This is a genomic window from Paenibacillus terrisolis (genome assembly GCF_056171975.1).
Map to the genome: position 1 here is coordinate 155,635 of NZ_JBKFGG010000006.1, position 26,748 is coordinate 182,382.

At 52.2% G+C, this 26,748-nt stretch carries 22 protein-coding genes and 1 riboswitch; of the genes, 20 read left to right on the forward strand and 2 right to left on the reverse strand.

The features are described 5' to 3' along the window. The first annotated feature begins 35 nt into the window (after positions 1-35). The 18 genes from hrpB (at position 36) to ACI48K_RS08450 (ending at position 23,062) form a co-directional block, all read left to right on the forward strand. Positions 36-2,549 (forward strand): ATP-dependent helicase HrpB, encoded by a 2,514-nt coding sequence (gene hrpB, locus ACI48K_RS08365; protein ID WP_475027128.1) that lies wholly within the window; start codon positions 36-38, stop codon positions 2,547-2,549. A 376-nt stretch (positions 2,550-2,925) separates the two neighbouring features. Then, positions 2,926-5,019, forward strand: a complete 2,094-nt coding sequence (locus ACI48K_RS08370) for a glycosyl hydrolase family 18 protein (RefSeq protein WP_475027306.1) — start codon at positions 2,926-2,928, stop codon at positions 5,017-5,019. Between the two features lie 390 nt (positions 5,020-5,409). Beyond that, entirely contained in the window at positions 5,410-5,910 is a 501-nt protein-coding gene (locus ACI48K_RS08375) for a PTS sugar transporter subunit IIA (RefSeq protein WP_475027129.1), read from the forward strand. Between the two features lie 32 nt (positions 5,911-5,942). After that, positions 5,943-7,406, forward strand: a complete 1,464-nt coding sequence (gene nagE, locus ACI48K_RS08380) for an N-acetylglucosamine-specific PTS transporter subunit IIBC (protein ID WP_475027307.1) — start codon at positions 5,943-5,945, stop codon at positions 7,404-7,406. A 182-nt stretch (positions 7,407-7,588) separates the two neighbouring features. Continuing rightward, positions 7,589-7,786: riboswitch (cobalamin riboswitch) on the forward strand. A gap of 137 nt (positions 7,787-7,923) precedes the next feature. After that, positions 7,924-10,227, forward strand: coding sequence for a 5-methyltetrahydropteroyltriglutamate--homocysteine S-methyltransferase (gene metE / locus ACI48K_RS08385; protein WP_475027130.1), 2,304 nt, complete (start codon positions 7,924-7,926; stop codon positions 10,225-10,227). A 105-nt stretch (positions 10,228-10,332) separates the two neighbouring features. After that, positions 10,333-10,959 carry an FMN-dependent NADH-azoreductase gene (locus ACI48K_RS08390; protein WP_475027131.1) on the forward strand — a complete coding sequence of 209 codons (627 nt, stop codon included), beginning with the start codon at positions 10,333-10,335 and terminating at the stop codon, positions 10,957-10,959. Positions 10,960-11,546: 587 nt separating this feature from the next. After that, positions 11,547-12,257, forward strand: coding sequence for an MgtC/SapB family protein (locus ACI48K_RS08395; RefSeq protein ID WP_475027132.1), 711 nt, complete (start codon positions 11,547-11,549; stop codon positions 12,255-12,257). 105 nt (positions 12,258-12,362) lie between these two features. Further along, the gene (locus tag ACI48K_RS08400; RefSeq protein WP_475027133.1) at positions 12,363-14,183 is read left to right on the forward strand and encodes an ABC transporter ATP-binding protein; all 1,821 of its coding nucleotides are present in this window, start codon (positions 12,363-12,365) and stop codon (positions 14,181-14,183) included. After that, positions 14,176-14,856 carry a response regulator transcription factor gene (locus tag ACI48K_RS08405; RefSeq protein ID WP_475027134.1) on the forward strand — a complete coding sequence of 227 codons (681 nt, stop codon included), beginning with the start codon at positions 14,176-14,178 and terminating at the stop codon, positions 14,854-14,856. Before ACI48K_RS08400 ends, ACI48K_RS08405 begins: the two co-directional genes overlap by 8 nt. Then, complete coding sequence (locus ACI48K_RS08410; RefSeq protein ID WP_475027135.1) at positions 14,853-15,914, forward strand: sensor histidine kinase; 1,062 nt, start codon at positions 14,853-14,855, stop codon at positions 15,912-15,914. Before ACI48K_RS08405 ends, ACI48K_RS08410 begins: the two co-directional genes overlap by 4 nt. A 127-nt stretch (positions 15,915-16,041) precedes the next feature. Further along, positions 16,042-16,740, forward strand: a complete 699-nt coding sequence (locus tag ACI48K_RS08415; RefSeq protein ID WP_475027136.1) for a response regulator transcription factor — start codon at positions 16,042-16,044, stop codon at positions 16,738-16,740. Then, on the forward strand, positions 16,730-17,821 hold the full coding sequence (locus tag ACI48K_RS08420) for a sensor histidine kinase (protein WP_475027137.1): 1,092 nt from the start codon (positions 16,730-16,732) through the stop codon (positions 17,819-17,821). The genes ACI48K_RS08415 and ACI48K_RS08420 overlap by 11 nt, the downstream gene beginning before the upstream one ends. Before the next feature lie 233 nt (positions 17,822-18,054). Next, positions 18,055-18,552, forward strand: coding sequence for an RNA polymerase sigma factor (locus ACI48K_RS08425; protein ID WP_475027138.1), 498 nt, complete (start codon positions 18,055-18,057; stop codon positions 18,550-18,552). A 172-nt stretch (positions 18,553-18,724) separates the two neighbouring features. Beyond that, positions 18,725-19,945, forward strand: coding sequence for an MFS transporter (locus tag ACI48K_RS08430; RefSeq protein WP_475027139.1), 1,221 nt, complete (start codon positions 18,725-18,727; stop codon positions 19,943-19,945). Positions 19,946-20,157: 212 nt separating this feature from the next. Continuing rightward, positions 20,158-20,958, forward strand: coding sequence for a DUF817 domain-containing protein (locus ACI48K_RS08435; protein WP_475027140.1), 801 nt, complete (start codon positions 20,158-20,160; stop codon positions 20,956-20,958). A gap of 18 nt (positions 20,959-20,976) precedes the next feature. Next, complete coding sequence (locus ACI48K_RS08440) at positions 20,977-21,378, forward strand: hypothetical protein (protein ID WP_475027141.1); 402 nt, start codon at positions 20,977-20,979, stop codon at positions 21,376-21,378. 33 nt (positions 21,379-21,411) lie between these two features. Beyond that, entirely contained in the window at positions 21,412-22,296 is an 885-nt protein-coding gene (locus ACI48K_RS08445; protein WP_475027142.1) for a Rossmann-fold NAD(P)-binding domain-containing protein, read from the forward strand. Positions 22,297-22,312: 16 nt separating this feature from the next. Next, positions 22,313-23,062 (forward strand): SDR family NAD(P)-dependent oxidoreductase, encoded by a 750-nt coding sequence (locus tag ACI48K_RS08450; protein WP_475027143.1) that lies wholly within the window; start codon positions 22,313-22,315, stop codon positions 23,060-23,062. A gap of 258 nt (positions 23,063-23,320) precedes the next feature. Here ACI48K_RS08450 and ACI48K_RS08455 read toward each other — a convergent pair whose 3' ends face one another. Continuing rightward, entirely contained in the window at positions 23,321-23,686 is a 366-nt protein-coding gene (locus ACI48K_RS08455) for a hypothetical protein (RefSeq protein WP_475027144.1), read from the reverse strand. 62 nt (positions 23,687-23,748) lie between these two features. After that, positions 23,749-24,921: a chromate efflux transporter gene (chrA, locus tag ACI48K_RS08460; RefSeq protein WP_475027308.1), complete on the reverse strand. Its 1,173-nt coding sequence runs from the start codon at positions 24,919-24,921 to the stop codon at positions 23,749-23,751. A 270-nt stretch (positions 24,922-25,191) separates the two neighbouring features. Here chrA and ACI48K_RS08465 point away from each other — a divergent pair, with 270 nt between their 5' ends. Beyond that, positions 25,192-25,827 carry a TetR/AcrR family transcriptional regulator gene (locus tag ACI48K_RS08465; RefSeq protein ID WP_475027145.1) on the forward strand — a complete coding sequence of 212 codons (636 nt, stop codon included), beginning with the start codon at positions 25,192-25,194 and terminating at the stop codon, positions 25,825-25,827. 34 nt (positions 25,828-25,861) lie between these two features. Next, positions 25,862-26,743 (forward strand): ABC transporter ATP-binding protein, encoded by an 882-nt coding sequence (locus ACI48K_RS08470; protein ID WP_475027146.1) that lies wholly within the window; start codon positions 25,862-25,864, stop codon positions 26,741-26,743. Positions 26,744-26,748 lie beyond the last annotated feature (5 nt).

A 26,748-nucleotide genomic window follows, 5' to 3' on the forward strand; every position in this document is an offset into this window, starting at 1 on the left:
CCGATTGAACTAGTGTAACCCGTAAGGAGAGAAAGATGACAAAACTGCCGATCGATGACGTAATTCCCGCGCTAAAAGATGAGCTTAAAACTGCCGGAGCCGCAATTCTGCTGGCCGAACCCGGAGCGGGAAAGACGACCCGAACCCCGCTCGAGCTGCTAAACGAACCCTGGCTGCAGGGACAAAATATCATTCTGCTCGAGCCCAGACGTTTGGCCGCAAGGTCGGCGGCCGTCTACATGGCGAAGCAGCTCGGCGAAAGAGCCGGAGAAACCGTCGGCTACCGAATGAGGACGGAAAGCAAGGTTTCGGCCCGGACCCGGATCACCGTGGTTACCGAGGGAATCCTGACACGGATGCTGCAGAGCGATCCGGCGCTAATGGGAACGGGACTCGTGATTTTCGACGAGTTTCATGAGAGGAGTCTGCACGCCGACCTCGGATTAGCTCTTGCCTGGCAAAGCAGGCAGCTGCTGAGAGAGGATCTGCGGCTGCTGATCATGTCCGCGACTCTTGACGCCGGACCGATTGCTAAGCTGCTTGGCGGAGCGCCGGTTATTCGCAGCGAAGGGCGCATTTATCCCGTTGAAACCCGATACTTGGAGGGACCGCCAAAAGGGAGCATGGAGGAAACGGCCGCCGGGGCGGTACTCCGCGCATTGACTGCTCATGACGGCAGCTTGCTCGTGTTTCTGCCGGGAGCCGGGGAGATTCGCCGCGTCTACCGGCTGCTCGCGGGAAAACTGCCGGCCGACGCGCTCCTTGCGCCGCTGTATGGAGCTTTGCCGCAGGAGGAGCAGCAGCGAGCGATTGAACCGGCGTCGCCGGGGAAGCGCAAGGTCGTGCTCGCCACATCGATCGCGGAGTCCAGCTTGACCGTGTCCGGCGTGACGGTTGTGATCGATAGCGGCCTGCGACGGACGGCATTGTTCTCGCCGCGGACCGGCATGAGCCGGCTGGCGACGACCCGCGCAGCGCGCGATTCGGCCGACCAGCGGCGCGGGCGGGCCGGGCGAACGGCGCCGGGCGTGTGTTATCGCCTCTGGAGCGAAGCCGAGGATCGCCTGCTGATCGAACGCACGCCGCCGGAGATGCTCGAGGCGGATCTGACGCCGCTCGCGCTGCAAATCGCGGCGTGGGGCGCCGCGTCGCCGTCCGAGCTGGACTGGCTCGACGCGCCTCCCGCGGCGCCCTACGGGCAAGCCGTCCAGCTCCTGCGGGAGCTGGACGCGCTTGACGCGGCCGGCCGCATCACCGCTCGCGGCCGCGACATGGCTGCGCTGGGCCTGCACCCGCGGCTTGCGCATATGCTGCTGCGCGCGCGGGAGCTGGGCCTCGGCCGGCCGGCTTGCCTGCTGGCTGCGCTGCTGGAGGAACGCGACCTGCTCAGGGGAGCGGCCGCGGACAGCGATTTGCGCAGCCGTCTTGCGCTGCTGCAAGCCGCAGCTCGCCAAGGCGCCGCCGACGCCGAACTGCAGCGCGTGCTGGCGGTCAGCCGGCAGTGGGAGCGCGAGCTCCTTGCCTCCGGCCAGCCGCCGGAAGCGGCCGCAAGCCACTCCCCGTCCGAACTGGCTGTCGAAGCGGAGCGGCATTGCGGCCTGCTGATTTCCTTCGCGTATCCGGACCGTATCGCGATCCGCCGACCGGACGGCCGGTACTTGCTGCGCAGCGGCAGGGGCGCTGCGCTTGCCGCAATGCAGCATCTCAGCGCCGCGCCTTTTCTGTCCGTTGCCGATGTTGACGACGAAGGGGCGGAAGGACGGATTTTGTTGGCTGCGCCGCTGGAGGAATCCGAGCTTTACGCTTATTACAAGGATGAAATGAAAGAAGAAAAAACGGCGGTCTGGGATGAAGAATCCGGGACGGTGAAAGCCCGGGTCCGCCTTAGCCTGGGAGCCATCGCGCTTAAAGATCACCCCGATCCGCAGCCGACTCCGGAGCAAATGTCCCGGGCGGTCATCCATGCCGTTACCGAACGGGGGACCTCGATTTTGCCCTGGAACTCCAAAGCGCGTCAACTACAGGAGCGGATAGAGTTCATGCACCGGATCGATCCGAGCTGGCCGGACGTTTCGGATGGGACGCTCGCCGCGGAAGCGGGGGAGTGGCTTGCTCCATACGTCGCCGGATTTCGTAAACGGTCCGATCTGCAATCCTTATCCCTGTTCTCCATTCTGGAAAACAGGCTTGGCTGGCAGCGGACTCAGGAATTAAACGCCGAAGCTCCGACCCATCTGCTGGTCCCCAGCGGCTCGCGGATTCAGGTGCATTACGACGGACCCGGAGCTCCTTATGCGGCCGTGCGTCTGCAGGAAACGTTCGGGATGATGGAAACGCCGCGAATCGGATACGGCAGAATTCCGCTGACCATGCACCTGCTGTCCCCGGCCGGAAGACCCGTTCAGGTGACCTCCGATTTACGCAGCTTTTGGGAGAATACGTATTTCGAAGTGAAAAAAGATTTGAAAGGGCGGTATCCCAAGCATTACTGGCCTGATGATCCTCTTGAGGCGACGGCTACGCGAAAAGTCCGTCCCGATAAGAAGTAGCTCTATTTCGATCAACCTAATTTCATAAAACGAACCCTTCCAAAAGAGTGCCGCGATGAAATGTCGCAGCGCTCTTTTTTATTTTTCGCGAAGAATCGATTCTATTTTGGCCGTCTCAAATAATAGGATTTTATCCTTTATTAACCATTATTAATATGTTTTAATGAAATTGAAATAGATTTGCTAGAGTTGGATGGTGTCGGATTTCTTGCGTAAAAGGGATCTGCATGCCGTATGGAGGTGAGGAGCGCCTAACGAAAATGAAAGATTCATAGGAAGGAGACTTGCTTATATCTCGTTGTTTTCACGATCGTTTCGGACTTTTTGGCTTTGAACAGTTCAACTTCATGGGAGAAAAAAAGGAGGAATTTGTATGATGAAAGCAACCCCAAATATCCGTCTTCTCAAAAATGTGCGCTGGTTTACTATGGTAAGCTTGGCTTTAGCAATGCTGCTTCCAAGCGGAATCGTTTCTCCTTCCACAGCGGAAGCCGCGGATAACTACAAAATCGTCGCTTATTATCCTTCCTGGGGAGCTTATGAGCGAAACTTCAACGTGACGGACATCGATGCCTCGAAAGTTACGCATATCAACTACGCTTTTGCAGACATTGCCTGGAACGGCCGGCACGGCAATCCCGATCCGACGGGACCCAATCCGGTTACCTGGCCGACCCAGGACGAAAACAGCCAAACGATCAACGTACCGAATGGCACCATTGTGCTTGGGGATCCCTGGATTGACACAGGGAAAAGATTTGCAGGGGATACGTGGGATCAGCCGTACGCGGGCAACATCAATCAGCTAAATAAATTGAAACAGGTCAATCCGCAGCTTAAAACACTGATTTCCGTAGGCGGGTGGACCTGGTCTAACCGCTTTAGCGATGTGGCGGCGAGCCAAGTAACCCGTGAAACCTTCGCTAATTCGGCGGTCGATTTCCTGCGCAAGTTCAATTTTGACGGCATTGACCTTGATTGGGAATATCCGGTTGCAGGCGGGCTTGCCGGCAACAGCTATCGCCCGGAGGACAAGCAAAACTATACGAAGCTGCTTCAGGAGATCCGCAATAAGCTGGATGCCGCGGGCGCCGTCGACGGCAAGCGTTATTTGCTTACCATCGCTTCGGGGGCATCCTCTGCCTTTGTCAGCAATACGGAGCTCGGAAATATCGCGAGCATCGTCGATTGGATCAACATCATGACTTATGATTTCAACGGCGGCTGGCAGCAAATTTCAGCTCACAATGCGCCGCTTTATTTCGATCCGGCCGCTCTGAATGCGGGAGTACCCGGCGCCGATACCTTCAACGTGGACTCGGCTGTGCAGGGCCATTTGAATGCCGGCGTTCCGGCGAGCAAGCTTGTACTTGGCGTTCCGTTTTACGGACGGGGCTGGGACGGCGTGAATGCTGCCGGCAACGGGCAATACCAAATCGGAACGGGCGCCTCCCAAATTGGAACATGGGAAGCCGGCTCCTTTGACTTCTATGACCTGGAAGCCAAATACATCAACAAAAACGGGTATACGCGTTATTGGAACGATACCGCCAAAGTCCCATACTTGTATAACCCTACGGCAAAACGGTTTATCAGCTACGACGATCCGGAATCCATCGGGTACAAAACCGCCTATCTCAAGAGCAAGGGCCTTGCTGGCGCGATGTTCTGGGAGCTGAGCGGCGACCGGAACAAGACGCTGCAAACCAAACTTCGCAGCGATCTTGGCGGTGGCGTGACGCCTCCCCCGGTTGATAATCAGGCGCCTTCCATTCCGGCAGGGTTAACGGCTTCGGCGAAAACCTCGACTACTGTTACATTAACCTGGCAGCCGTCCACCGATAATGTCGGGGTGACGGGCTACGATGTGTATAACGGCAATACTAAAACGGCAAGCGTGTCGGGTACGACGGTCACGATTACCGGTCTCGCCCCGTCAACTCCATATGCGTTTGCCGTAGCCGCTAAAGATGCTGCGGGCAACGTCTCGGCTCGCAGCGCAGCGTATACTGTAACAACGGAGCCGGTTAATACAACGCCGGACACTGCAGCGCCAACCGCGCCGGCGAATTTGACGGCGACCGCCAAAACTTCGACCAGCGTTACCTTGAGCTGGAGCGCTTCCAGTGACAATGTCGGGGTCACCGGCTATGAAGTGTATAACGGATCAACTCTGGCTGCGACAGTCACGGGAACAACGGCGACCATCAACAACCTGGCGGCCAGCACTTCTTATGTGTTTACGGTGAAAGCGAAAGATGCGGCGGGGAATGTCTCGCCGGCCAGCGGCCCGCTGTCGGTAACAACCAATCCGGCGGGAACCGGAGTAACGGAGTGGGCTCCGTACACGTCGTACACCGTGAATCAATTGGTAACCTATCAGGGAATCACTTACAAAGTATTGCAGTCTCACACCTCCTTGCCGGGATGGGAACCGCCGATTGTCCCGGCTCTGTTTCAGGCCCAATGAACGATTTTTTGAACATGGTGATCTCCTAAATATAGGAAGTTAGTCATAGTAATTGAGTTAACGCTTTCATTTTTCTATTGACGAGACAAGAAACCTGAATTATTATAGTCACATAACCTAAGAATGTTCGAATATGGCGTGTTACCGTTATTATGATGGGCATGAGCCAAGGAAAGTTGACCTAATTGTATAGGCCTCCTTTTCTTGGCTCTTTTTTATGCTTACATCCAGGGTTACATTTTCCTCGGATCCCTTTGTTTTCCTGGATTTTGCTCGAGTTGAGACTAAAATGTAATCGCTATAACTTTCCGGCGTCACAAGTTAACGTTTTTTAGGTATAGTTCCGCTAAGAGTGTTCTATTATAGAGAGTAAGAATAGGAGGATTCAAAATGTTTTCAAAATGGAGAAAAAAAACCGCTGAGAGTAAAGTCGTGGAGATTTTTGCGCCTGTTTCGGGAGAGGCTGTTCCGCTTGCCGCCGTTCCGGACGAGGCTTTTGCGGGCGGCCACATGGGACAGGGGATCGCCATTAAACCATCCGAAGGTAAGCTGATCGCTCCTTTTGACGGGACAGTAGTTCATGTTATCAAAACCAACCATGCCGTAATGCTTGAGCATTCGTCAGGCCTGCAATTTTTGTTCCATATCGGGATCAATACGGTATCCCTTAAAGGAGAAGGCTATACATCCCATGTTCAGGTTGGGGAGGTGGTTAAAGCCGGAAAACTGTTGATCGAGTTCGATATCGATAAGATCGAGAGTGCAGGTTATCCCGTCATTACACCAATCATAGTAACAAACGCCAACGAAGTGACCGGCAGCTTGGAGACTTTCACCGGACCTGTGACTGCAGGCAGCAGCGTCATTTTGAAGGCGGTTCTAAAATCATAACAATATAATATTGAAAGGATGATTTTTGCATGATTCTGGCAAAATTGCAAAAGCTAGGAAAATCGTTGATGCTTCCTGTCGCGACACTTCCGGCGGCAAGTATTTTGCAAAGCTTCGGGCTGCTCAACTATGAAAAGGACATCCCTTTGGGATCGGTAGTGGGCGGTGCTCTGAACACTTACTTCGCTCCGTTTCTGAACGCCGCCGCGGGAGCCATTTTTGGCAACCTGGCGCTGATTTTTGCAATCGGGGTGGCTATCGGATTCGCGGGAGATGCCGTTGCGGGGTTGTCCGCACTTATCGCTTATCAAGTTTTGGTGAAGGTGCTGGCAACTGTACCGGCCGCGTTCTCCTGGATTCCAGACGACGCCGTTCTCGACATGGGCGTGCTCGGCGGTATTTTCGCAGGTTTGTGGTCCGCTTATCTCTATAACAAGTTTCACAAGATCAAACTTCCGGATTGGCTCGGTTTCTTCGCCGGCAAACGTTTCGTGCCGATTATTACCGCAGCCAGCACGATGGTGCTTACCGTATTCGTCGGTATGATCTGGAGCCCGATTCAAGACGTTATCAGTCAGTTCGGTAACTGGGTGGTTGGACTCGGCGCCATCGGATCGCTCGTATTCGGTATCGCCAACCGCCTCTTGATTCCAATCGGTTTGCATCACGTTATCAATACGATCGCCTGGTTCCAAATCGGCGACTTTACGAATGCCGCAGGGCAAGTGGTACACGGGGACCTCAACCGTTTCTTTGCCGGAGACAAAACGGCGGGGATGTTCATGACCGGTTTCTTCCCAATCATGATGTTCGCATTGCCTGGCGCCGCACTTGCGTTTATCCATACCGCAAAACCGGAAAAACGCAAAATGGTGGCTGGCATTTTCATCGGTTCCGCGCTGGCCGCATTCCTGACAGGGATTACCGAACCGCTTGAATTCTCATTTATGTTCGTTGCACCGCTTCTTTATGTCGTGCATGCGATTTTGACAGGGATTGCCGGTTACATTATGTACATTCTGGATGTCAAGCTGGGCTTCGGGTTCTCCGCAGGTTTGATTGATTACCTCGTGAACATGAAGCTGTCGACGAACGCGTGGATCCTGATTCCGGTCGGTCTCGTATTCTTCGTCGTGTACTATCTGCTGTTCCGGATCATCATCAAGGCGTTCAACCTCAAAACGCCGGGCCGTTCCGACGATCCGAACGAATTCGAAATTGAAACAGGCGCTCCTGCTCAAGCCGCAACTGGTGGCGCAGCCGACAGCAGAGCCGCAAAAATTCTGACGCAAATCGGCGGACCAAGCAACATCGAATCCGTGGATGCGTGCATTACCCGCCTTCGCCTCATCGTCAAGGACGACAAAATCGTAAATGACGGGGCGCTTAAAGCACTTGGCGCATCCGGCGTCATGAGACTCGGCAAAGGCGCAGTCCAAGTCGTATTCGGGCCTCAATCCGAAGCGATCAAAGACGAAATCCTAAAATTGCTGTAGGGTAACACACACGATATCAAAAGAGTCAGCAGGGCGGAGCTTCCATCCGCCCTGCTTATTTATGTTTACGTTTCAAAACCAAAATGGTTTCATGCTCAAGGAAGAAGTTGTAAGGAAATTAATCCGATGCGTTTTATGTTGTATAATCGGAAATTATGCAGTAACATGTATCTATATTCGAACTGAATATGAGGGGAATAGGTGCTTCATCCGTTTGGGTTGAAGCTTAAAAGGGAAGTCCGGTGTAGCGCCGGCGCGGTCCCGCCACTGTAACAGGGGAATCGGAGCAATCATGCCACTGACGAGTTTGACTTGTCGGGAAGGCCGTCTTCCGGTACCGATCCTGAAGCCAGGAGACCTGCCTATTTCGACAGCACTGCTGTACCTACGGGAGATAGGGAGGTGTTAAAGATGTGTACCGTCGAATTCCGGATCGAGGGCTCTCTTTAGCTGCGCCGTGCAGGCTTGCTGAAGGGGGCTTTTTTGTTTTACACAACAAACAAGGGAGGAAGAGAAATTGAGACAAATTACAAGCGGCAACACGGGGTATCCGAGAATTGGCAAACAGCGGGAATGGAAAAAGAGCATCGAGGCTTACTGGGCCGGAAAAATCACCGAAGCACAGCTGCATGAGCAGTTGACGGCCATTCGCCTGGATCATTTGCGGCTGCAGCAGGATAAAGGAATCGATGTCATTCCGGTTGGCGATTTCACGTATTACGATCATGTGCTGGATACAGCCACGATGTTCGGGCTGATTCCTGAACGGTTCGGTTGGGCGGAGGGGACGTTGCCGCTCAAAACTTATTACGCGATTGCCAGGGGAAATGACACGGCGACAGCCAGCAAAATGACCAAATGGTTTAATACGAACTACCACTATATCGTCCCCGAGCTTAGGGATTTAGAGCCTCGACTGACTGTAAACCGCCCGCTGGCGGCCTATCTTGAGGCCAAAGAACAGCTCGGGATCGAAGGAAGACCGGTTCTGCTCGGTTTGTTTACTTTTTTGAAATTGTCCAAAGGTTTTACGAATGCGGAATGGGGAGGATGGATAGCCAAGCTGCTGCCTTTGTACGTCAACGTCCTTCAGGATTTAAAAGCAGCGGGAGCCGCTTGGGTACAAATCGATGAGCCGGCCGCAGTGATTTCCTTAACGGAGGAGGATCTCCGCCATCTTCGGCAAATCTATGAAACCATTGCCGAGCAGGTCCCCGGACTGTCGATCATGCTGAATACTTTCTTCGAATCGGTTGCAAATTATGAAGAGTTCGTCAGCTTGCCGGTGAGCGGGTTTGGACTCGATTTGGTGCATGGCAAGGAAAGAAACCTTGAGTCTCTGCGCCGTTATGGCTTCCCGAAAGGCAAAACATTAGGGGCGGGGCTGATCGACGGCAGAAACATTTGGCGAACGGATCTGGATCAGGCCCGTCAGTTACTGGACGAAATCCTGGATCTGGCCGGCAACCCGGCGGTGATCATTCAGCCTTCCTGCAGCTTGCTCCACGTGCCGGTCAACGCCAGCCCAGAGACAAAACTTGACCCGGCGCTGCTGGAGTCGCTCTCTTTTGCCGAACAAAAGCTCGATGAAGTGATCGCCTTAGGTCAAGCCGCATCGAGAGGCGTTACGCCTGAATTGTTCGCGAATAACCGCACGGCATTGCGAAGTCTTGCCGAAGCTCCGGCCAGAAATCGCGATCACGTTCGAAAAGCTGTGGAGAAAGCCATAGCGGAATTTCCGCACAGAAACAGCGAGTTTGGCGAGCGGCGGGGGAAACAGGAAGCAAAATGGAATTTGCCGTTTTTGCCGACGACGACAATCGGCAGTTTTCCGCAAACGGCCGAGGTTCGCGCGGCCCGGCAGAAATGGCGGAAGAAAGAATGGTCCGAGGAGCGGTATGACGAGTTCATCCGGGCCGAAATTCGCAAATGGATTCAAATCCAGGAGGAAATCGGACTGGACGTGCTGGTACACGGCGAGTTTGAAAGAACGGATATGGTGGAATTTTTTGGCGAGAAACTCCCGGGATTTGCGTTTACGCAAGGCGGATGGGTGCAGTCCTACGGCACGCGCTGCGTGAAACCGCCGGTCATCTACGGAGACGTCGAGTTCGACCAACCGATGACTGTGAAGGAGACGACCTTTGCGCAATCGCTCACCGACAAACCGGTGAAGGGAATGCTGACCGGGCCGATTACGATTTTGAACTGGTCTTTCGTTCGCAGCGATCTTTCGCGGGAGCAGGTTGCCTATCAGATCGCGCTTGCGCTACGCAAAGAGATCGAAGCCCTGGAACAAGCCGGCATCGAAATGATTCAGGTGGATGAACCGGCCATGCGTGAAGGATTGCCGCTAAAACGGGAGGATTGGGCCCGTTATCTTGAGTGGACGGTAAAAGCTTTCCGTATCAGCACTTCCACAGTTCGGGATACGACCCAAATTCATACGCATATGTGTTACAGCGAATTTGACGATATTATCAATGAGATTGAAGCGCTCGACGCGGACGTGATTTCCATTGAAACTTCACGTAGCCACGGGGAATTGGTGCATACCTTTGAAAAACACGACTATCCGCTTGGCATCGGCCTTGGGGTTTACGATATTCACAGCCCTCGGGTTCCTTCCGATCTGGAGATGATCTCGATGATTGAACGGGCGCTGCAGGTCCTGGATCCCAAGCTGTTCTGGATCAATCCCGATTGCGGCTTAAAGACGCGGGGGCAGGAGGAAACGATTGCTTCCTTGAAGCAGATGGTTTCGGCCGCCGATTATTTCCGCAAGGTTTACCGCCAGGAGGGGCATGAAAATAATCTGTAATTGACAAGATTATAGTTCATCGTATACTATAATTAAAAAATGTACGGTTTAATTTTTAATAACTGTACTAAATAAAGAAACTAACTTTTTGGAGGGAAACTATCGATGTCGCATGTTTTGTTTATCAAGGCCAACAACCGTCCGGTTGAGCAATCCGTTACAGTAAAGCTGTATGAAAGCTTTTTGAAATCTTACAAAGAAACACATCCGGAAGATCAAGTTACCGAGCTTAACGTATTTGAAGCTGAGCTTCCTTATTACGACAATGATTTCTTGAACGGCTTGTACAAAGTAGGACAAGGATTTCCTACAACTCCGGAAGAACAAAAAGCCGCTGATCTCGCCAATACGTATCTGGACCAATTTTTGAACGCCGATAAAGTCGTGTTTGCATTCCCGCTGTGGAACTTCACGATTCCGGCGCAATTGTTGACTTATCTCTTCTACTTGAATCAAGCCGGCAAAACATTCAAATATACCGAGCAAGGTCCGGTGGGCCTCGTAGGCGACAAAAAGATCGCTTTGCTGCAAGCTCGCGGCGGGGTTTACTCTGAAGGTCCTATGTCCTCGGTTGAAATGTCTCTGAACCTCGTGAAAACCACGCTTGGCTTCTGGGGCGTTGCTAATCCGGAAACCGTTGTTGTCGAAGGACACAACCAATTCCCGGACCGCGCCGAAGAAATCATCGCCGACGGCGTGAAACGCGCTGCCGATCTCGCAGCGAAATTCTAAAGGACGGCTTTCTTCATCAAGTTTCGAAACAAAAAGGCTATCTCCAGTATGTCTGGGGATAGCCTTTTTCCATTAATGGTCTCTGCCGATTGAGCACGCGAAGCGTGGGTTTAATGGCTAGTACCTCGTCAACTCAAAATAGACTCTTCATGTCACTTTTCAACGACGGAACCACTCTAACTGGAAATTCTCCTGTTAATTGACTCCTTATTGAATCTGTTCGAACACGAACTGGAAATCCTCCAGCTAAATCAAAGATTTAGGCCGTAGACTTCCTCGTTTGCCGAAATTAGTAGGAGCATTTCCAGTTAAACTGCCGAAAATCCTTATTTTTCCTAAATTAGCAGGAGCTTTTCCCTTTATTAGATCGCAAATAAGCTGACTTCGAGTTCCAGACTGGTGTTCTCCGGTTCATCGAGCGCCAATAAAGTTGGGTTCGATCAGGACTATGGGGTTATGTTGACGTTTCGGTTTGTAAAAATTATAATACGTGAAAAATTTGATTTTTCAGGGCGAAACATATCCGTTTGCGATAAGCTGTAGAATACAATTATACTCACTTTATATGACTGAAGGGGAAATGCAGCATGGGGTTGGAAACGGAAATGCTTTTTAAACTTTTTTTGGCGCTGTTGTTTGGGCTATTTATCGGGATCGACCGTCAACTCAAACAAAAGCCGCTTGGCATAAAAACCAGCATGGTCATTTGTATCGCGAGCTGTCTGGTCACGATCGTTTCGATCGAGGCTTACCGCAAGTTTTCTCCGGGGCATCCGAATATGGATCCGATGCGGCTGGCCGCGCAAATTGTGAGCGGCATCGGTTTTCTGGGGGCCGGAGCGATTCTGCGCCGCAGCAACGAAGGGATCTCAGGGCTGACCTCCGCAGCGATGATTTGGGCGGCGTCGGGGATTGGCATCGCAATCGGCTCCGGGTTTTACTTGGAGGCGGCGTTTGCCGTCGTACTGTTGATCATTTCGGTGAATTTCGTCCCCCATTTGATCAAATGGGTGGGACTTTACAGGCTGAACCAGCGCGATGTTTCGGTCAAAATCGTCATGGAAGACCAGGGGAACGTAACGAAGCTGATTCACACCATTGAATGCATGGATGCGAGAGGTCCCGCGTTCAAACGCAATACGCACCGAATTCGCCGGCTTAAAATCAAGGATCTTGAGGAAGGACGCCAGCGTATCGACATGGTGATTTCCGCGACTGAGAACGAATACACGCCGGAAATCTATCACTTCCTGCGGAAGATCGATCATGTGCTTAGCGTTGAAGTGGAAAATTTATAGCGCTGTTTCGTCGTTTAAATTCAGTTTATAATAGGGCCTTATTCTTTTCCTATACCCGATTGAAGGGGCGCTTCCGAGAGAAGACAGGAGAAGGGAAGAAACCAAATGAGCGAGTTCATTCAAGTTAAAAAAATGAAAAAGGATAGAACCGGCGGCGGAACAAAGTCTTTTTTTCGCCTGATCCGGGAAACCAAACCTTCGCTGCCGCTGCTGACGGCAGCTATTTTACTGAGCGTTATATCGACCTTGGTTGGTCTTGTTATTCCGATGTTTACCAAAAACCTGGTAGACGGGTTTTCGCTGTCGTCGATCAGCGGCAGGCAAATTGCCATGATTGGCGGCGCGTTTATTGGTATGTCGGTTGCTTCGGGAGTATCGATATATTTACTGAATTACCTCGGACAAAAGACGGTAGCCAGTCTTAGAGACCGACTGTGGAAGAAGCTGTTGAAGCTGCCGGTTGCATATTATGACAACAATCGTACCGGTGAGTCGGTCAGCCGGATGACAAACGATACGGGGATCATCAAAACGCTGATTTCCGAACATGTGGCGAGCTTTTTCAGCGGCATTATTTCAATTGCGGGCTCAGTGGCCGTGTTGTTTTACCTCAATTGGAAAATGACGCTGGTGATGTTTACCGTCATTCCGTTGGCGGCAGCCATTCTCGTGCCGTTGGGCCGCAAAATGTATAAAATTTCGCTTGGAATGCAGGATGAAACGGCTTCGTTTACGGCCATCTTGGGCCAAGTGCTGTCGGAAATCCGGCTCGTCAAATCTTCCAATGCGGAGCGGATTGAATATGGGAACGGGAGCACCGCAATCGGCAACTTGCTGAAGTTCGGCATCCGGGAGGGCAAGGTCATGGCCTGGATCACCCCGTTTACTTCCTTCATCATGCTGATGCTGCTTGTCGTGGTCATCGGATACGGCGGACTGCAGGTTTCGAACGGGGGACTGACTGCGGGCGAGTTGGTCGCGTTCATTCTTTATTTGATTCAAATTGTGATGCCGATGACGCAGCTGACCACGTTCTTCACCCAACTGCAAAAAGCCAAAGGTGCTACAGAGCGACTGATGGATACTTTGGATGCGGACGAAGAGCCTTTTGATTCCGGCAAAGCAGTGACCGAACCTAATCAGCCGTTAACGATCGATGAGCTGTCTTTCGGGTATAAGCCGGACGAGCCGATTCTGCAAGGGATCAGCTTCCGGATGGAACCCGGCACCGTGACGGCGCTGGTAGGACCAAGCGGAGGCGGCAAAACGACGCTTTTTTCCATGATCGAACGATTTTACCTGCCTAAAGAAGGACAAATTCGGCTTGGCAACGAACCCATCGAATCCTTCTCCCTGCGCTCCTGGCGGGGACTGATCGGCTATGTATCCCAGGAAAGTCCGATCATCGCCGGGACGATTCGCGAAAATATCTGTTACGGCATCGAGCGGGACATCAATGACGCCGAACTGGCGCGGGTAGTGAAAATGGCTTACGCCGACGGATTTATCGCCGAGCTGCCAAACGGCTTTGATACGGATGTGGGCGAACGTGGCGTGAAACTGTCCGGCGGACAGCGGCAGCGGATTGCCATTGCCAGGGCGCTTCTGCGCGATCCGAAAATTCTCATGCTTGACGAAGCTACCTCAAGCCTTGACAGCCGCTCGGAAATCGTGGTGCAAAAGGCGCTCAAGAACTTGATGGAGGGCCGGACGACGATCGTGATTGCGCACCGGCTGTCGACCGTCGTTGGAGCGGATCAGCTTATTTTTATCGAAAAAGGAAAGGTAACGGGCCGCGGCTCTCACGAGGAACTGCTGCGGGAGCATGACATGTACCGGGAATTTGCGTCTTCGCAGCTGCAGATCTCCGGACCGGAGGAGAATATGGACGGAAAGCTGCCGGAAGGAACGGTAATCTATGGCTAAAATACTCGTAGTGGATGATGATTTTAATATCCGCGAGCTGGTTAAGCTTTTTTTGGAAGAAGCGGGGATCGAAGAAGTGCTGGAAGCCGGGGATGGGCGGGAGGCCTTGTCCGTGGTAGAAACCGAAAAAGTGGATATGGTGATTCTCGACATCATGATGCCGAATATGGACGGATGGGAGCTGTGCCGCGAGCTGCGTAAAACTTACGACATGCCGCTGCTTATGCTGACGGCCAAAGGGGAGACGAAGCAGGTGGTCAAGGGCTTTGAACTGGGCACTGACGATTATTTGGTCAAACCTTTCGAACCGGCGGAATTGATTGCCCGGGTAAAGGCGCTGATGAAACGGTATCAGGTGTCCATCTCTCAAATCGTCGCAGTCGGCGGGCTGCGCATGAACCGCAGAACGTTTGAGGCAGAGGCGGCGGGGACGAGTTTTACGCTGCCGCTCAAAGAATTCGAGCTTCTGTTCAAACTCGGCAGCAATGCCGGGAGAACTTTGACGCGCGAGCAGCTGATCGAGGATATTTGGGGATACGATTTTGAAGGGAACGAGCGGACCATTGACGTCCATATCAACCGTCTCCGCGAACGTTTTCCCGAGGAGCAGTTTGGCTTCAAAATTCGCACGATACGAGGGCTGGGCTACCGTTTGGAGGTGGGCTGCGGTTGAAAAGGTGGAAGAAAATCCGGCATGTTCTCATTAACATTGTCGAGTTTATCACTGTGTTTTTGTACATGGTCCTGTGTTGGACGGCGGCTTATTATGCTTCAGCCGCTATATACCGCAAATGGGGAAATCCGTTTTCCACCTACTTCGCCGGGGCCATTAACGTGGTTGTCGGTGTGTTTTTGTTTGGTTTTTCGATGTTGGTCCTCTCCTCGTTTTTTCGTTCCAAGCAATTGGCCATGCTGAACTCCATCGTTGAGGCCATGCGCCAGATTGCCAAAGGGAACTTCAATGTCAAAATCGAGGGCTTCGAAAATCGACGGGAATTTGAAACGATTGTCCGCAGCATCAACGAAATGGCCAATGAATTGGGACAGATGGAAACGATGCGCCAGGATTTTATCTCCAATGTGTCGCATGAAATCCAGTCTCCGCTGACTTCAATCCGAGGTTTTGCCAGAGCGCTGCGCAAGCCGGATTTGTCCTCCGAGAAAAGGAACCACTATTTGGAGATCATTGAAGGAGAGAGCCGGAGATTATCGCAGATGAGCGACAATCTGCTGAAATTATCGGCTTTGGAGACGGATCGCAAAAGCTTGCAGACCGGCCGGTTTCGTCTGGATCGTCAGCTTCAGGCCGTCGTTTTGGCCAGCGAGCCTCAGTGGCTCGCCAAAGGGATCCAGATCAATCTGGAGCTGGCTGAGACGGAGGTGGAAGCGGTCGAGGATTTGCTCAGCCAGGTATGGGTGAATCTGCTGCATAACAGCATCAAGTTTACCCCGGAAAACGGAGAGATTCGTTTGTCGCTGCAACCCGGCGATGATGGAGTGAACGTGAGAATCGAGGATAACGGGATCGGGATTGCGGGGACGGATCAGACCCGTATTTTCGAACGGTTCTATAAGGCGGACAAATCGCGCAACCGCAGCGGCGGCGGCAGCGGCCTGGGACTTTCGATCGTGAAGAAAATCGTGGATATCCATCATGGGAATATTGCCGTTCATTCCGAGCTGGGACAGGGAACGCAGTTCACCGTCACGATTCCGTATGAGTGGAAATGAAAAATATGGATCATATTGGTTACGGTTCGTAATCGTTTTTTAACCTTTTATTCGTTAACTGGCGGCAAGGGCATGGTATGATAATACTGATTGTCAATCCAGTTCGAAATAAAGGATGAAACTTATTATGAGCAAACAAATTCTGATAGTTGACGATGACGATAAAATTGCCAAGCTGATCGAAATCTATCTGGTCAACGAGGGTTATGACGTCTTGAAAGCGGAGGATGGTCTGCTTGCTCTTGAAATGATGGATCGCGAGGAGATCGATTTGGTTATTCTCGACGTCATGATGCCGGGTTTGGACGGTATTTCGGTTTGTATGAAAATACGCGAAACCAAGACAACTCCGATTATGATGCTTAGCGCCAGGGACGGAGACATGGATAAAATTACGGGCCTCATGACCGGGGCGGACGACTATATGGTCAAGCCGTTTAATCCGCTGGAGCTTGTCGCCAGAGTGAAATCCCTGCTGAGAAGGTCATCTTACGCCGTTCAGCAGCAAGCTGCCGGCACGCAAGAGCATATTATCAAAATCTCTTCCCTGCAAGTTGATAAAGAGACCCATTCCGCCACGATCGAGGGGCGTCCCTTAAAGCTGACGCCGATCGAATTCGGCATTTTGTATTTGCTGGCGAGTCACCCCGGACGGGTGTTTGGCTCGGAAGAGATTTTTGAAATGATTTGGAAGGATAAATATTTCGAAAGCAACAATTCCGTAACCGTGCATATCAGCCGGCTGCGCGACAAGCTGGAAAAAGAAATGGATGGGGAGAAGCTGATCCGGACGGTATGGGGGGTCGGCTATAAAATTGAAAGCTAGCCTGCGGTTTCTGTCATGGCTGTTTTGGACCATCGTCACATCCTTAATCGCGCTGCTGCTGTTGGTCCTGCTCGGTAAACTGTTTTTTGTCATGTATCCGAGCGTCACGTATTTAACGATCATTCAATGGATCAACCGGAACATCGGCTTCCCGGAGGCCTATTATCTTGTGGGCGTTCCGATCCTTCTGCTGTTCTCCCTTTATTTTTATCGCCGCGGTGTTCGGCGCAATGAGCACCGGTATTTGGAGTCCTTGATCGAGGAAGTTCATAAAATCGAGGAGGGAGCCATCCACAAAATCCCTGTCGAAAACGTAGGCCAACTCGGACAGCTGGCGACCGATATCAACCGCATGGTGGACAGGCTGATGACTTCGGTGGAAGAAGAGCGCCGCGCGGAACAGACCAAGAGCGAACTTATCACGAATGTATCGCATGATTTGCGTACGCCTCTGACCTCCATCACCGGATATTTGGGACTGATTGAGCAGGATCGTTACAGGGACGAGGTCGAACTGCGCTATTACGTCAACATGGCGTATGAGGAATCACTCCGTTTGCAGCAATTGCTTCAGGATTTGTTCGAGTTCACGCGTCTGCAAAATAAAGAGATGGAGCTGCAGCCCGCCAGGATCAATCTGGCGGAAATGCTGCATCAGATTCTGGCCCATTTCGGCTGGCAGCTGCATGAAAGCGGGATGGAGTCGAGAATTTTCGTCGAGCGTCCTCAGCTTTACGTACTGGCCGACGGGGACAAGCTGCGGCGAGTGTATGAGAACCTGATCACCAATGCGATCCGCTATGGGCATGACGGCAAATACCTGGATATCGTCGGACGGCTGAAGGGCGATGAAGTCGTAACCGAAGTCATCAATTACGGGGAACCGATCCCGGAAGCGGATTTGCCCCATTTGTTCGACCGTTTCTACCGCGTGGAGAAATCCCGTGCCAAGCATACCGGCGGCTCCGGCATCGGACTTGCGATTGCCAAGCACATCGTCGATTTGCATGGCGGGGAGATTTCGGTAGACAGCAATGAGTACCGGACAGCATTTAGCATACGGCTCAAGAGGGATATGTAAAGCGGCTGCTCCCAACTAATAAATATGTTATGGACTGATCCAAGCGGATGATTGCTGCATGGATCAGTCCTTTTTTGCTAAAGGTTAATGAAAAAGCAGCATTTTCTTAAGGAAAACTTAACAATTTCTTAGACGCGCCGCAAACTCTGGAATTCATAATTTAACTTAGAAATCATCCTGGATTTTTAAACAGACAGAGATTTAGCGAGTCAGGAAATTGGAGGACAACCCAGATGAATAAGCGAATGATGGATCAGCTATATCGTGACTATAACAGCGAAGTTTATAGATATTTATTTTATTTGTGCCGGAACCACCATACGGCGGAGGATCTGATGCAGGAAACGTTTTGCCGGGCCTGGCTGCATCTGAATGCGCTGGAAGGGAAAAAGGCCAAGGCTTGGCTGCTGCGCGTCGCGCATAACGCGTACATTGACAAGCTGCGCAAGGAAAGCCGGTCTTCGGCTTACGAAAATGAGTTTTTCTACCGTTATCCGAGCGAAGATACGCCGGAAAGCCGCTTTATCGGCGAAGAAAACAAGCAGGAGCTGTACGATCAGTTGTCCCTGCTGCCGCCCAATCAGCAGCACGCGGTGTTGTTGTATGACGTTCACGGATTCTCCTATCAGGAATCGGCGAATTTGATGGGCGTTGCCTTATCTCACTTTAAAATCATTTTGTACCGGGCGCGGCAAAAGCTGCGCAGCGAGAGGGACGGTCTCACCGGTTAGTAGCCAAAGTCCGATAGCCTGTATGGAGGAGCAGCTGTTTTCGAAAACGGCTGCCTTTTGCCGTTTCTTTCCTAGTCAACAGGAAGGATTTGGTGTAGGATAAAAACTGCCACAAAAGGCACCTCTATAGGAGTGATTATACTTACGCGAATTGGTATTGGAGAGAACGCCGATGAACCAGACAACCTTAGCCAAACCCGCTTCACCTGCCTTAACCGTTTATCCTATTCTATTCGCCATCAGCATCGTGCATCTGCTTAACGACACGATGCAATCGGCGATCCCGGCATTGTTTCCGGTGCTGCGCGAATCGTTAACGTTGACTTACGGCCAGATCGGATGGATCTCCTTTGCCATGAACATTACGGCCTCCGTCTTTCAGCCCTTGATCGGCTTGTATTCGGATGTCCGGCCAAGACCGTATATCCTGCCGCTTGGCGTGTGCTTCACGCTGATCGGTATCGTACTGCTCGCTTTTGCCCCGAGCTACGGCATGATCCTGCTTGCCGTCACTTCCGTCGGGTTGGGATCCTCGGTATTTCACCCCGAATCGTCGCGGGTAGCCTATTTGGCGGCGGGAACGCGCCGGGGACTGGCCCAGTCCATTTTCCAAGTGGGGGGGAATATCGGAGCTTCGCTGGGGCCGCTGATGTCGGCTTTGATTTTTATTCCGCTGGGACAGACCAGCGTCGTTTGGTTCGCTATCGCGGCGATTATCGCGATCGTCATCCAGTTTTTTGTCGCCCGGTGGTACGGGGCACAGGATGTAAAGCCGCGTCCGCAGCGCGTTGTCAAAAGCGGCGAAGCGGCGCGCCATCCGAAGCTCAGCCGACGCAAGGTCGGCGTTGCCATTACAATTCTTGTTCTGCTGCTGTTTTCCAAGAACGTATACTCCATCAGCATCTCCACGTTTTATTCGTTTTTCCTGATGGATCATTACGGAGTGCCCAAGAGTGATGCGCAGTGGTACGTATTCGCCTTTCTGGCGGCCGCAGCCGTCGGGACGTTTTTCGGCGGACCGATCGCGGATCGCTACGGGCGGCGCAACATTATCTGGATATCCATTCTCGGCACGGCCCCCTTTTCGTTGCTGCTGCCATATGCCAATCTGTTTTGGTCCGGGGTGCTGGTTGTCTTTGCAGGCTTTATCATGTCGTCGGCTTTCTCGATTATTGTCGTGTACGCGCAGGAGCTGCTGCCGGGAAAAGTGGGTTTGGTCTCCGGCTTATTCTTCGGCTTGTCCTTTGGACTTGGAGGCCTAGGCTCCGCGGTGCTGGGCAATTTCGCCGATCAGACGGGCATTTTGTTCATTATGCAGATTTGTTCCTTCCTGCCGCTCATCGGCCTTTTGACCGTTTTTCTGCCGAAGGACTCGGCGCTGAAGGAAGCTTAAGCATTACGTTGTCCGGGGCGATTCATCATCAAACAACTAACTGACGGCTTTCGTTCCGCGCTGGAATGAAGGCCGTTTTTGGCATGGCAAAATTGTTCTGACCCCGCCCCTCGTTTGTGGTAAAATTTGAGTGACTGCCGGGCTGTCGTTTATGGCATTTAACAGCATGATATTCAGCTGAATTTGCCCGGTTTCGTCCAGATGGAGGTCTCATGTCCAGAGTAAACGTTTTTCTTCGCGGACTGCTTCGGTTTGCTTGGCTTCAGTCGCTGTCCTGCATTTTTCCCGTCGTCATTTTCGGCGTGCTTGCGTTAACGAAATGGATTCATGTGCCCGGACTCCACAGGTACGATCTCATTTTGTTGATCTGTCTTTTGGCGCAGGCGGGGATGGTCGTCTTCAAGCTGGAAACGATCGACGAACTGAAGGTCATTTGCCTGTTTCACATCATCGGCCTGGGGCTCGAGCTGTTTAAAGTACATATGGGGTCTTGGTCCTATCCGGAAGAGGGCTGGACCAAAGTGTTCGGCGTGCCGCTGTACAGCGGCTTCATGTACGCCAGCGTAGCCAGCTACATTTGCCAGGCGTGGCGGAGGATGGATTTACGGATGGCAAACTGGCCTCGAGGCATTTATACGATAGCGGTCAGCGCGGCGGTTTATCTTAACTTTTTCACGCATCATTTTATCGGCGATTACCGCTGGTGGCTTACGGCACTGCTTGTCATCGTCTTTTTCAAAACCCGGGTTCATTTCCGGGTGGGGGAACATACGCTTAAAATGCCGCTAACCGTATCCTTTTTCCTGATCGGTTTTTTTATTTGGGTAGCGGAAAACATTTCGACGTTCCTCGGGGCATGGAGCTACCCGGACCAGGAACGCGCGTGGCGTCTCGTCCACCTCGGCAAAATCAGCTCCTGGTTTCTGCTCGTGGTGATTAGCGTCATCATCGTGGCGCAATTGAAGCATGTGAAAATGGGCCTGAACGCGGGCCCCAAGGATGAAATCGAATAACAGGGAGAGTTTATCGGGATGAAAAACAACTCAAGAGGGTACATTTATTATTTTTTCTGGATGGTGGGGGCGCTTTTGCTGATCTACTACGGCCACGAATTCAAAGTCATGATGCAGCATAAGACCGAAACATTGTATAAAATCGAGTATAGCTTTTTGGGGCAAATCATCTATGCCTTTGTCTTCGGGCTGTATTTGAGCCTGCTTAACGGTCTGCCAAACCGCAGAAAGTTTCATCGTCCGTTGTTCTCTTTTGTATTTCTGCCTTGCTTCCTGCTATTGATCTACCCGATACTGGTTATCTATGTCAAAGTGATCTATGTGCCGAGATATTTTGAGCTCGTCGGTCAGTCGGAGCAGTTTTTCCTGGGACTCATGACCGGCTTGACTTTGATGAAAAGCTTGTTTTCAAATAAATGATCTTTGATAAATCCACGGCTGGAGGCGAAAGATATGGGGAAAATATTGATTCTGGGCGGCACCCGGTATTTCGGCAAAAGATTGGCGGATTTGCTGGCGGAAGAAGGACAGTATGAGATTACGGTCGCTACCCGCGGATTGACAAAAGTCGAATTAAGCGGCTCCATTCGTCAGATGGTTGTGGACCGGAAAAATGAGGACGACCTGAAAAAAGCGGCCGAAAGCGGCCCTTGGGACATCGTATACGATAATATTTGTTATTCGCCGAATGAAGCGATGGCGGCTGTTCGCGCCTTTGAGGGACGGGCGGGCCGATATGTTCTGACCTCCACGTTGTCCGTTTATGGATTCGGGTCCGATCATATCGTGGAAGCCGATTTTGATCCTTATCGGTACGCTCTGCGGTCCGGCAATTCGGGGGACTTCGATTACGGTGAAGGCAAGCGCCTTGCCGAGGCGGCGTTTTTTCAGAAGGCTTCGTTCCCGGTCAGCGCCATGCGGATTCCGATTGTGCTCGGGCCTGACGATTATACACGCCGCCTGCATTTTCATGTGGAGCGCGTGCTGAAAGGCGTACCGATCGGCGTACCAAATCCGGAAGCGGCTATGTCGTTCATTTCTTCCGCCGAGGCGGCGTCGTTCCTGAAATGGCTGGGCACTTCTCCGATTACGGGGCCGGTGAATGCCTGTGCCAACGGAGAGATGACGGTAGGCGGAGTGATTCGACTGATTGAGGAGATCACCGGAAAACGCGCTGTTGTCCAGCCGGAAACGGAGCAGGACAATCAGTCTCCGTTTGGGATTCCGGCGTCCTGGGCGATGGAGAACGCAAAAGCGCGGGAGGCGGGGTATTCTTTTAAATCTCTGGAAGATTGGCTTCCGGGGTTGATCGCACAAATCGCGGCTGAATCCAAATAGGAGGCGAGATCGATATATGGGGTTTGAGCAGTTAACGGTTATCGTTACCGGCGCGGGGCAGGGAATTGGACGCGGCGTGGCCGAAGCTTATGCCAAAGAAGGTGCATCCGTGATTTTGGCGGAGATGAACCCGGAGGCCGGCGTTAAAGCCGCCGAAGAGCTGAAAGCCGCCGGATGGAAAGCAACGTTCATGCCTTGCGATGTCCGGAAGGAAGCGGAAATCGTCCGGTTGATGGCCGAAGCGGAGCGGAAATTCGGACATATCGATATTTTGATCAACAATGCGGGAGTGTCCCGTTTTAAATCCGTGTACGAGCTGACGGTCGACGAATGGGATGACGTGATCAACACCAATCTGCGCAGCTGTTTCCTCGCTTCCCGGGAAGCGGCGAGAACCATGAAACGGCAGGGCATCGGCGGGTCGATCGTAAACATATCGTCCACGCGTTCGATCATGTCCGAGCCGAACTCGGAGGCGTACGCGGCTTCGAAAGGCGGGATTTTGGCGGTTACGCATGCGCTGGCGCTTTCGCTCGGAGAGGACGGAATCCGCGTCAATTGCGTCAGTCCCGGCTGGATCGAAAACGGCGATTACAGCGCGTTGCGCGACATCGACCACGCGCAGCATCCGGCAGGCCGGGTCGGCCGTCCCGAGGATATCGCCAGAGCGTGCCTGTATTTGACGCATCCGGACAATTCGTTTGTGACCGGAGCGCATATTGTAGTCGACGGCGGTATGACCCGAAAAATGATTTACGAGCCCTGATGTCCCAGAGATCCCCAAAAATTAGAGGGTGTCCCCAAAGTCGTTTTAGATGACTTTGGGACACCCTCTAAAACTTATCATAACAACAGAGCAGAAAAACCTGCCAAACCGCTGCCAGTTACCGGATCGGCTTCGAGAATTGGATTTGCGTTGAGAACAGGTTGTCTGGTTTGGTCAACGACGTCCTCAAACACCGCATCCCTCGGCACTTAAAGGTCCTTTATGGCTTTATTTCCAATGGAAAGGCCTCATTGTGAACTAATAACGCCGTTTTATGGCCTTATTTCTGCAGAAGAGCTTCTTTTCGCCGTGGTTTTGAGCGTTTTGCCGAAAATAGAGCCATTTTGCACCGCTATTCTCTGGAAAATGCGGTTTCGGAGTGAAATAGGGCCATTTCATGCCGCTATTCGAGAAATCGTTCGAGATATTGGCTGTGCACCGCTCATTCTCGATGTCGAGCTCACTCCGGCTGACCGGACCGCCGGCAAGGGGCCGGCCCGTACGCGGACCTGCGCGCCGTGCATCAAGAGACAACCGAAGCTCACGGCGTTTTCGACCTCGAAACTTGCCGAAATAGAGCCCGGAGATCGGATGGCTTTCACTTTTGATCTCTTTTTCAGTCAAGTGAGCGGTTTCCCAAATGAGTCAATCTGCCTTTTGGGACAGCCGCTTTTTTTGTACTCATTTTATCCCAGCCATCCGAGCAACAGCCCTCCGGCGACTCCGGCCAATACGGTCGTCCAGGGAGGAAGCTTCCACACGGTGAGCATCATGAACAGAACCAGCGCGAGAATAAAGTCGCCGGATTCATGGACCGCGCCGGTCCAGATCGGGTTGTACAAGGCGGCCAGCAGGATGCCGACCACCGCGGCGTTAACGCCTTGCAGCATGCCTTGAATTCGCGGCTTCCTCCGCAGAATGTTCCAGAACGGCAGCACGCCCACAATGAGCAGGAACGCGGGGAGGAAGATCGCGAAGGTCGCGATGGCGGCTCCAGGGATGCCGTGAATCACGCTGCCGAGGTAAGAGGCAAAGGTGAATAACGGCCCCGGAACGCCTTGCGCGGCGCCGTACCCGGCGAGGAAATCGGCCTGGCTGACAAGGCCGCTCGGTACGACTTCGCTTTGCAGCAGCGGCAGAACGACATGGCCGCCGCCGAATACCAGCGAACCGGCCCGGTAGAAGCCGTCAAGCAGCTGCATTCCCCAGTTAGGCCAAACTCCGCGAAGGACCGGCAGAAGGATCAGAAGCCCAAAGTATAACCCTAAACAAAGTATGGCCGAGCCGCGGGCGACATTGATTTTAAAAGGACTATCCGCGGTTTCTTGAACATCCGTGGATGAACCTCTGTACAACCACAATCCCGCAAACGCGGCGGCAGCGATGATCGCGACCTGGCTAAAAGCATTCTGCCACAACAAGGTTCCGGCCGCCGCAAGCACGGCGAGCGCGGCTCTGCTCCGTCCGGACGCAAGCTTAACTCCCATGCTCCACACCGCCTGCGCCACAATCGCCACAGCCGTGAGTTCCAAGCCATGGAGCCAGCCCGCTCCTTCAAGATTGGCCTTCCCTTGCAGCAGCATTCCGAACAAGACTAACAGAATCACAGAAGGCATGGTAAAACCAAACCAGGCGGCAAGCGCTCCGGCAAAACCGGCACGGGATAAACCGATACCAATCCCCACCTGGCTGCTGGCCGGTCCGGGCAGAAATTGGCACAAGGCGACGAGGTCGGCATAACTTCGCTCATCCAACCATTTGCGGCGTTTAACGTATTCATGATGAAAATATCCCAGGTGCGCGATCGGCCCGCCAAATGAAGTGACTCCAAGCTTGGCGGAGACGAGCAGGACTTCCATGATTCGGCGCAAGCGGTTTGGTTGCGATGATGGATGCGCCTGGGTATCGGTGGTGCTGAGTGGATCGTTCAAAACGGCTTGCTCCTTTCCTTTGGCAACGTTCTATCGAAAAAATTATAATCCGAATCAGATTAGCACATCATTGTTAACGGAATGCAAAACGGGATGATAAACGGATTGAAAAAATACTATTGACCGAATCGGTTTATGGAGGTATGATCAAATCGACCGAATCGACCGAATCGGTTTATGGCGATCTGGAGGTGAAAAATGATGGAGAAATTTAATGCTCTGTCCGAGGAAAAACAAAACAATATCATCGATGCAGCCTTGATGTGCTTCGGCGCGAACGGTTACAAGAAAACATCCGCCAGTGACATTGCCGCGGCTGCCGAAATTTCCAAAGCGATGGTGTTTCATTATTTCGGGACCAAAAAGGCGCTCTATCTGTATTTGATCGAATACTCGGGCAATCTTGTCGTTAGCGAAATTGAAGACCAACTGGATCAGTCGGTGACCGACTTCTTTGACCGCATAAGGATGTCGGCGAATATCAAAATGGCCGTGATGAAAAAGCATCCGCCGATTCTTACCTTTTTAACAAGCGCATTTTTTGAAACGGATGATGAGGTGAGAAGCGACTTACAAGCTTATTTCGAGAAAAGCGACGATGTTAGAAACAGGATTTTGTTCAGCAGCATGGACGCATCGAAATTTAAAGAGGGCGCCGATGTCAAGCCGCTTATGAAAATGCTCTATTGGATGGGAGAAGGGTATGCCAGCCAGATGTCCATTCAAATGCAGATGTCGAAACTCGAGGAGATGGATTGGGACGAAATTTTTGGCGAGTTCTACGACTGCCTCGACATGCTTAAGAGGAATTTTTACAAAGAAGAGTATTTGTGATCCACGAGCGGATCAAAAATAGGAGGGTGTTCCCATGAGCGTCATTGAAATCAAAAATCTTACGAAGCATTACGGCAAGTCGAGAGGCATTACGGACGTCAACCTGAACGTCGAGCAGGGCGAAATTTTCGGTTTTATCGGGCCCAACGGCGCCGGTAAATCGACAACTATCCGGACATTGCTGGGACTCATCTACCCTACGAGCGGCAGCGCAACCATTTTCAGCAAGAGCTGCACCGAGTTTCCCGAAGTCCGCAAGGAGCTGGGTTATCTGCCCTCCGAAGTGTTCTATTACGACGGGATGCGGGTCATGGACCTGCTTAAGTACTCTGCGAGCTTCTATAAAAAAGACTGCACGAAACGGATCAAAGAGCTCGCCGAAATCATGGACCTCGACCTAAAAAAGAAAATCGACGATCTATCGTTCGGGAACAAGAAAAAGGTCGGTATCGTGCAGGGGCTGCTGCATGAACCCAAGCTGATCATCCTCGACGAACCGACCAGCGGCCTCGATCCGCTGATGCAGCAAAAATTCTTCGAACTGATCGCCGAGGAGAACCGCAAAGGTGCGACGGTGTTCTTTTCATCCCATATCCTGAGCGAAGTTCAAAAGATGTGCAGCCGTGTCGCCTTCATCAAGGAAGGCAAAATCATCAAGCTCGAAAAGATGAGCGCTCTGCAGGAGAACAGCTACAAAAAATTCAGCATCGAGGCCAAAAGCGCCATCGGCAAAGAGGCGTTCGAGCTGGGCGGCGTGAGCAATTTTGAGGTAAAGGGAAACAACGCCAGCTTTATATTCAAAGGAAACATCAATTCGATGATGAAGCGGATCGCCGAAATCGAACTGGCCAATATCTCCATTGAAGAGCCGGATCTTGAGGAAATCTTCATGCATTACTACGTGAAGGAGGACTAGAAGTC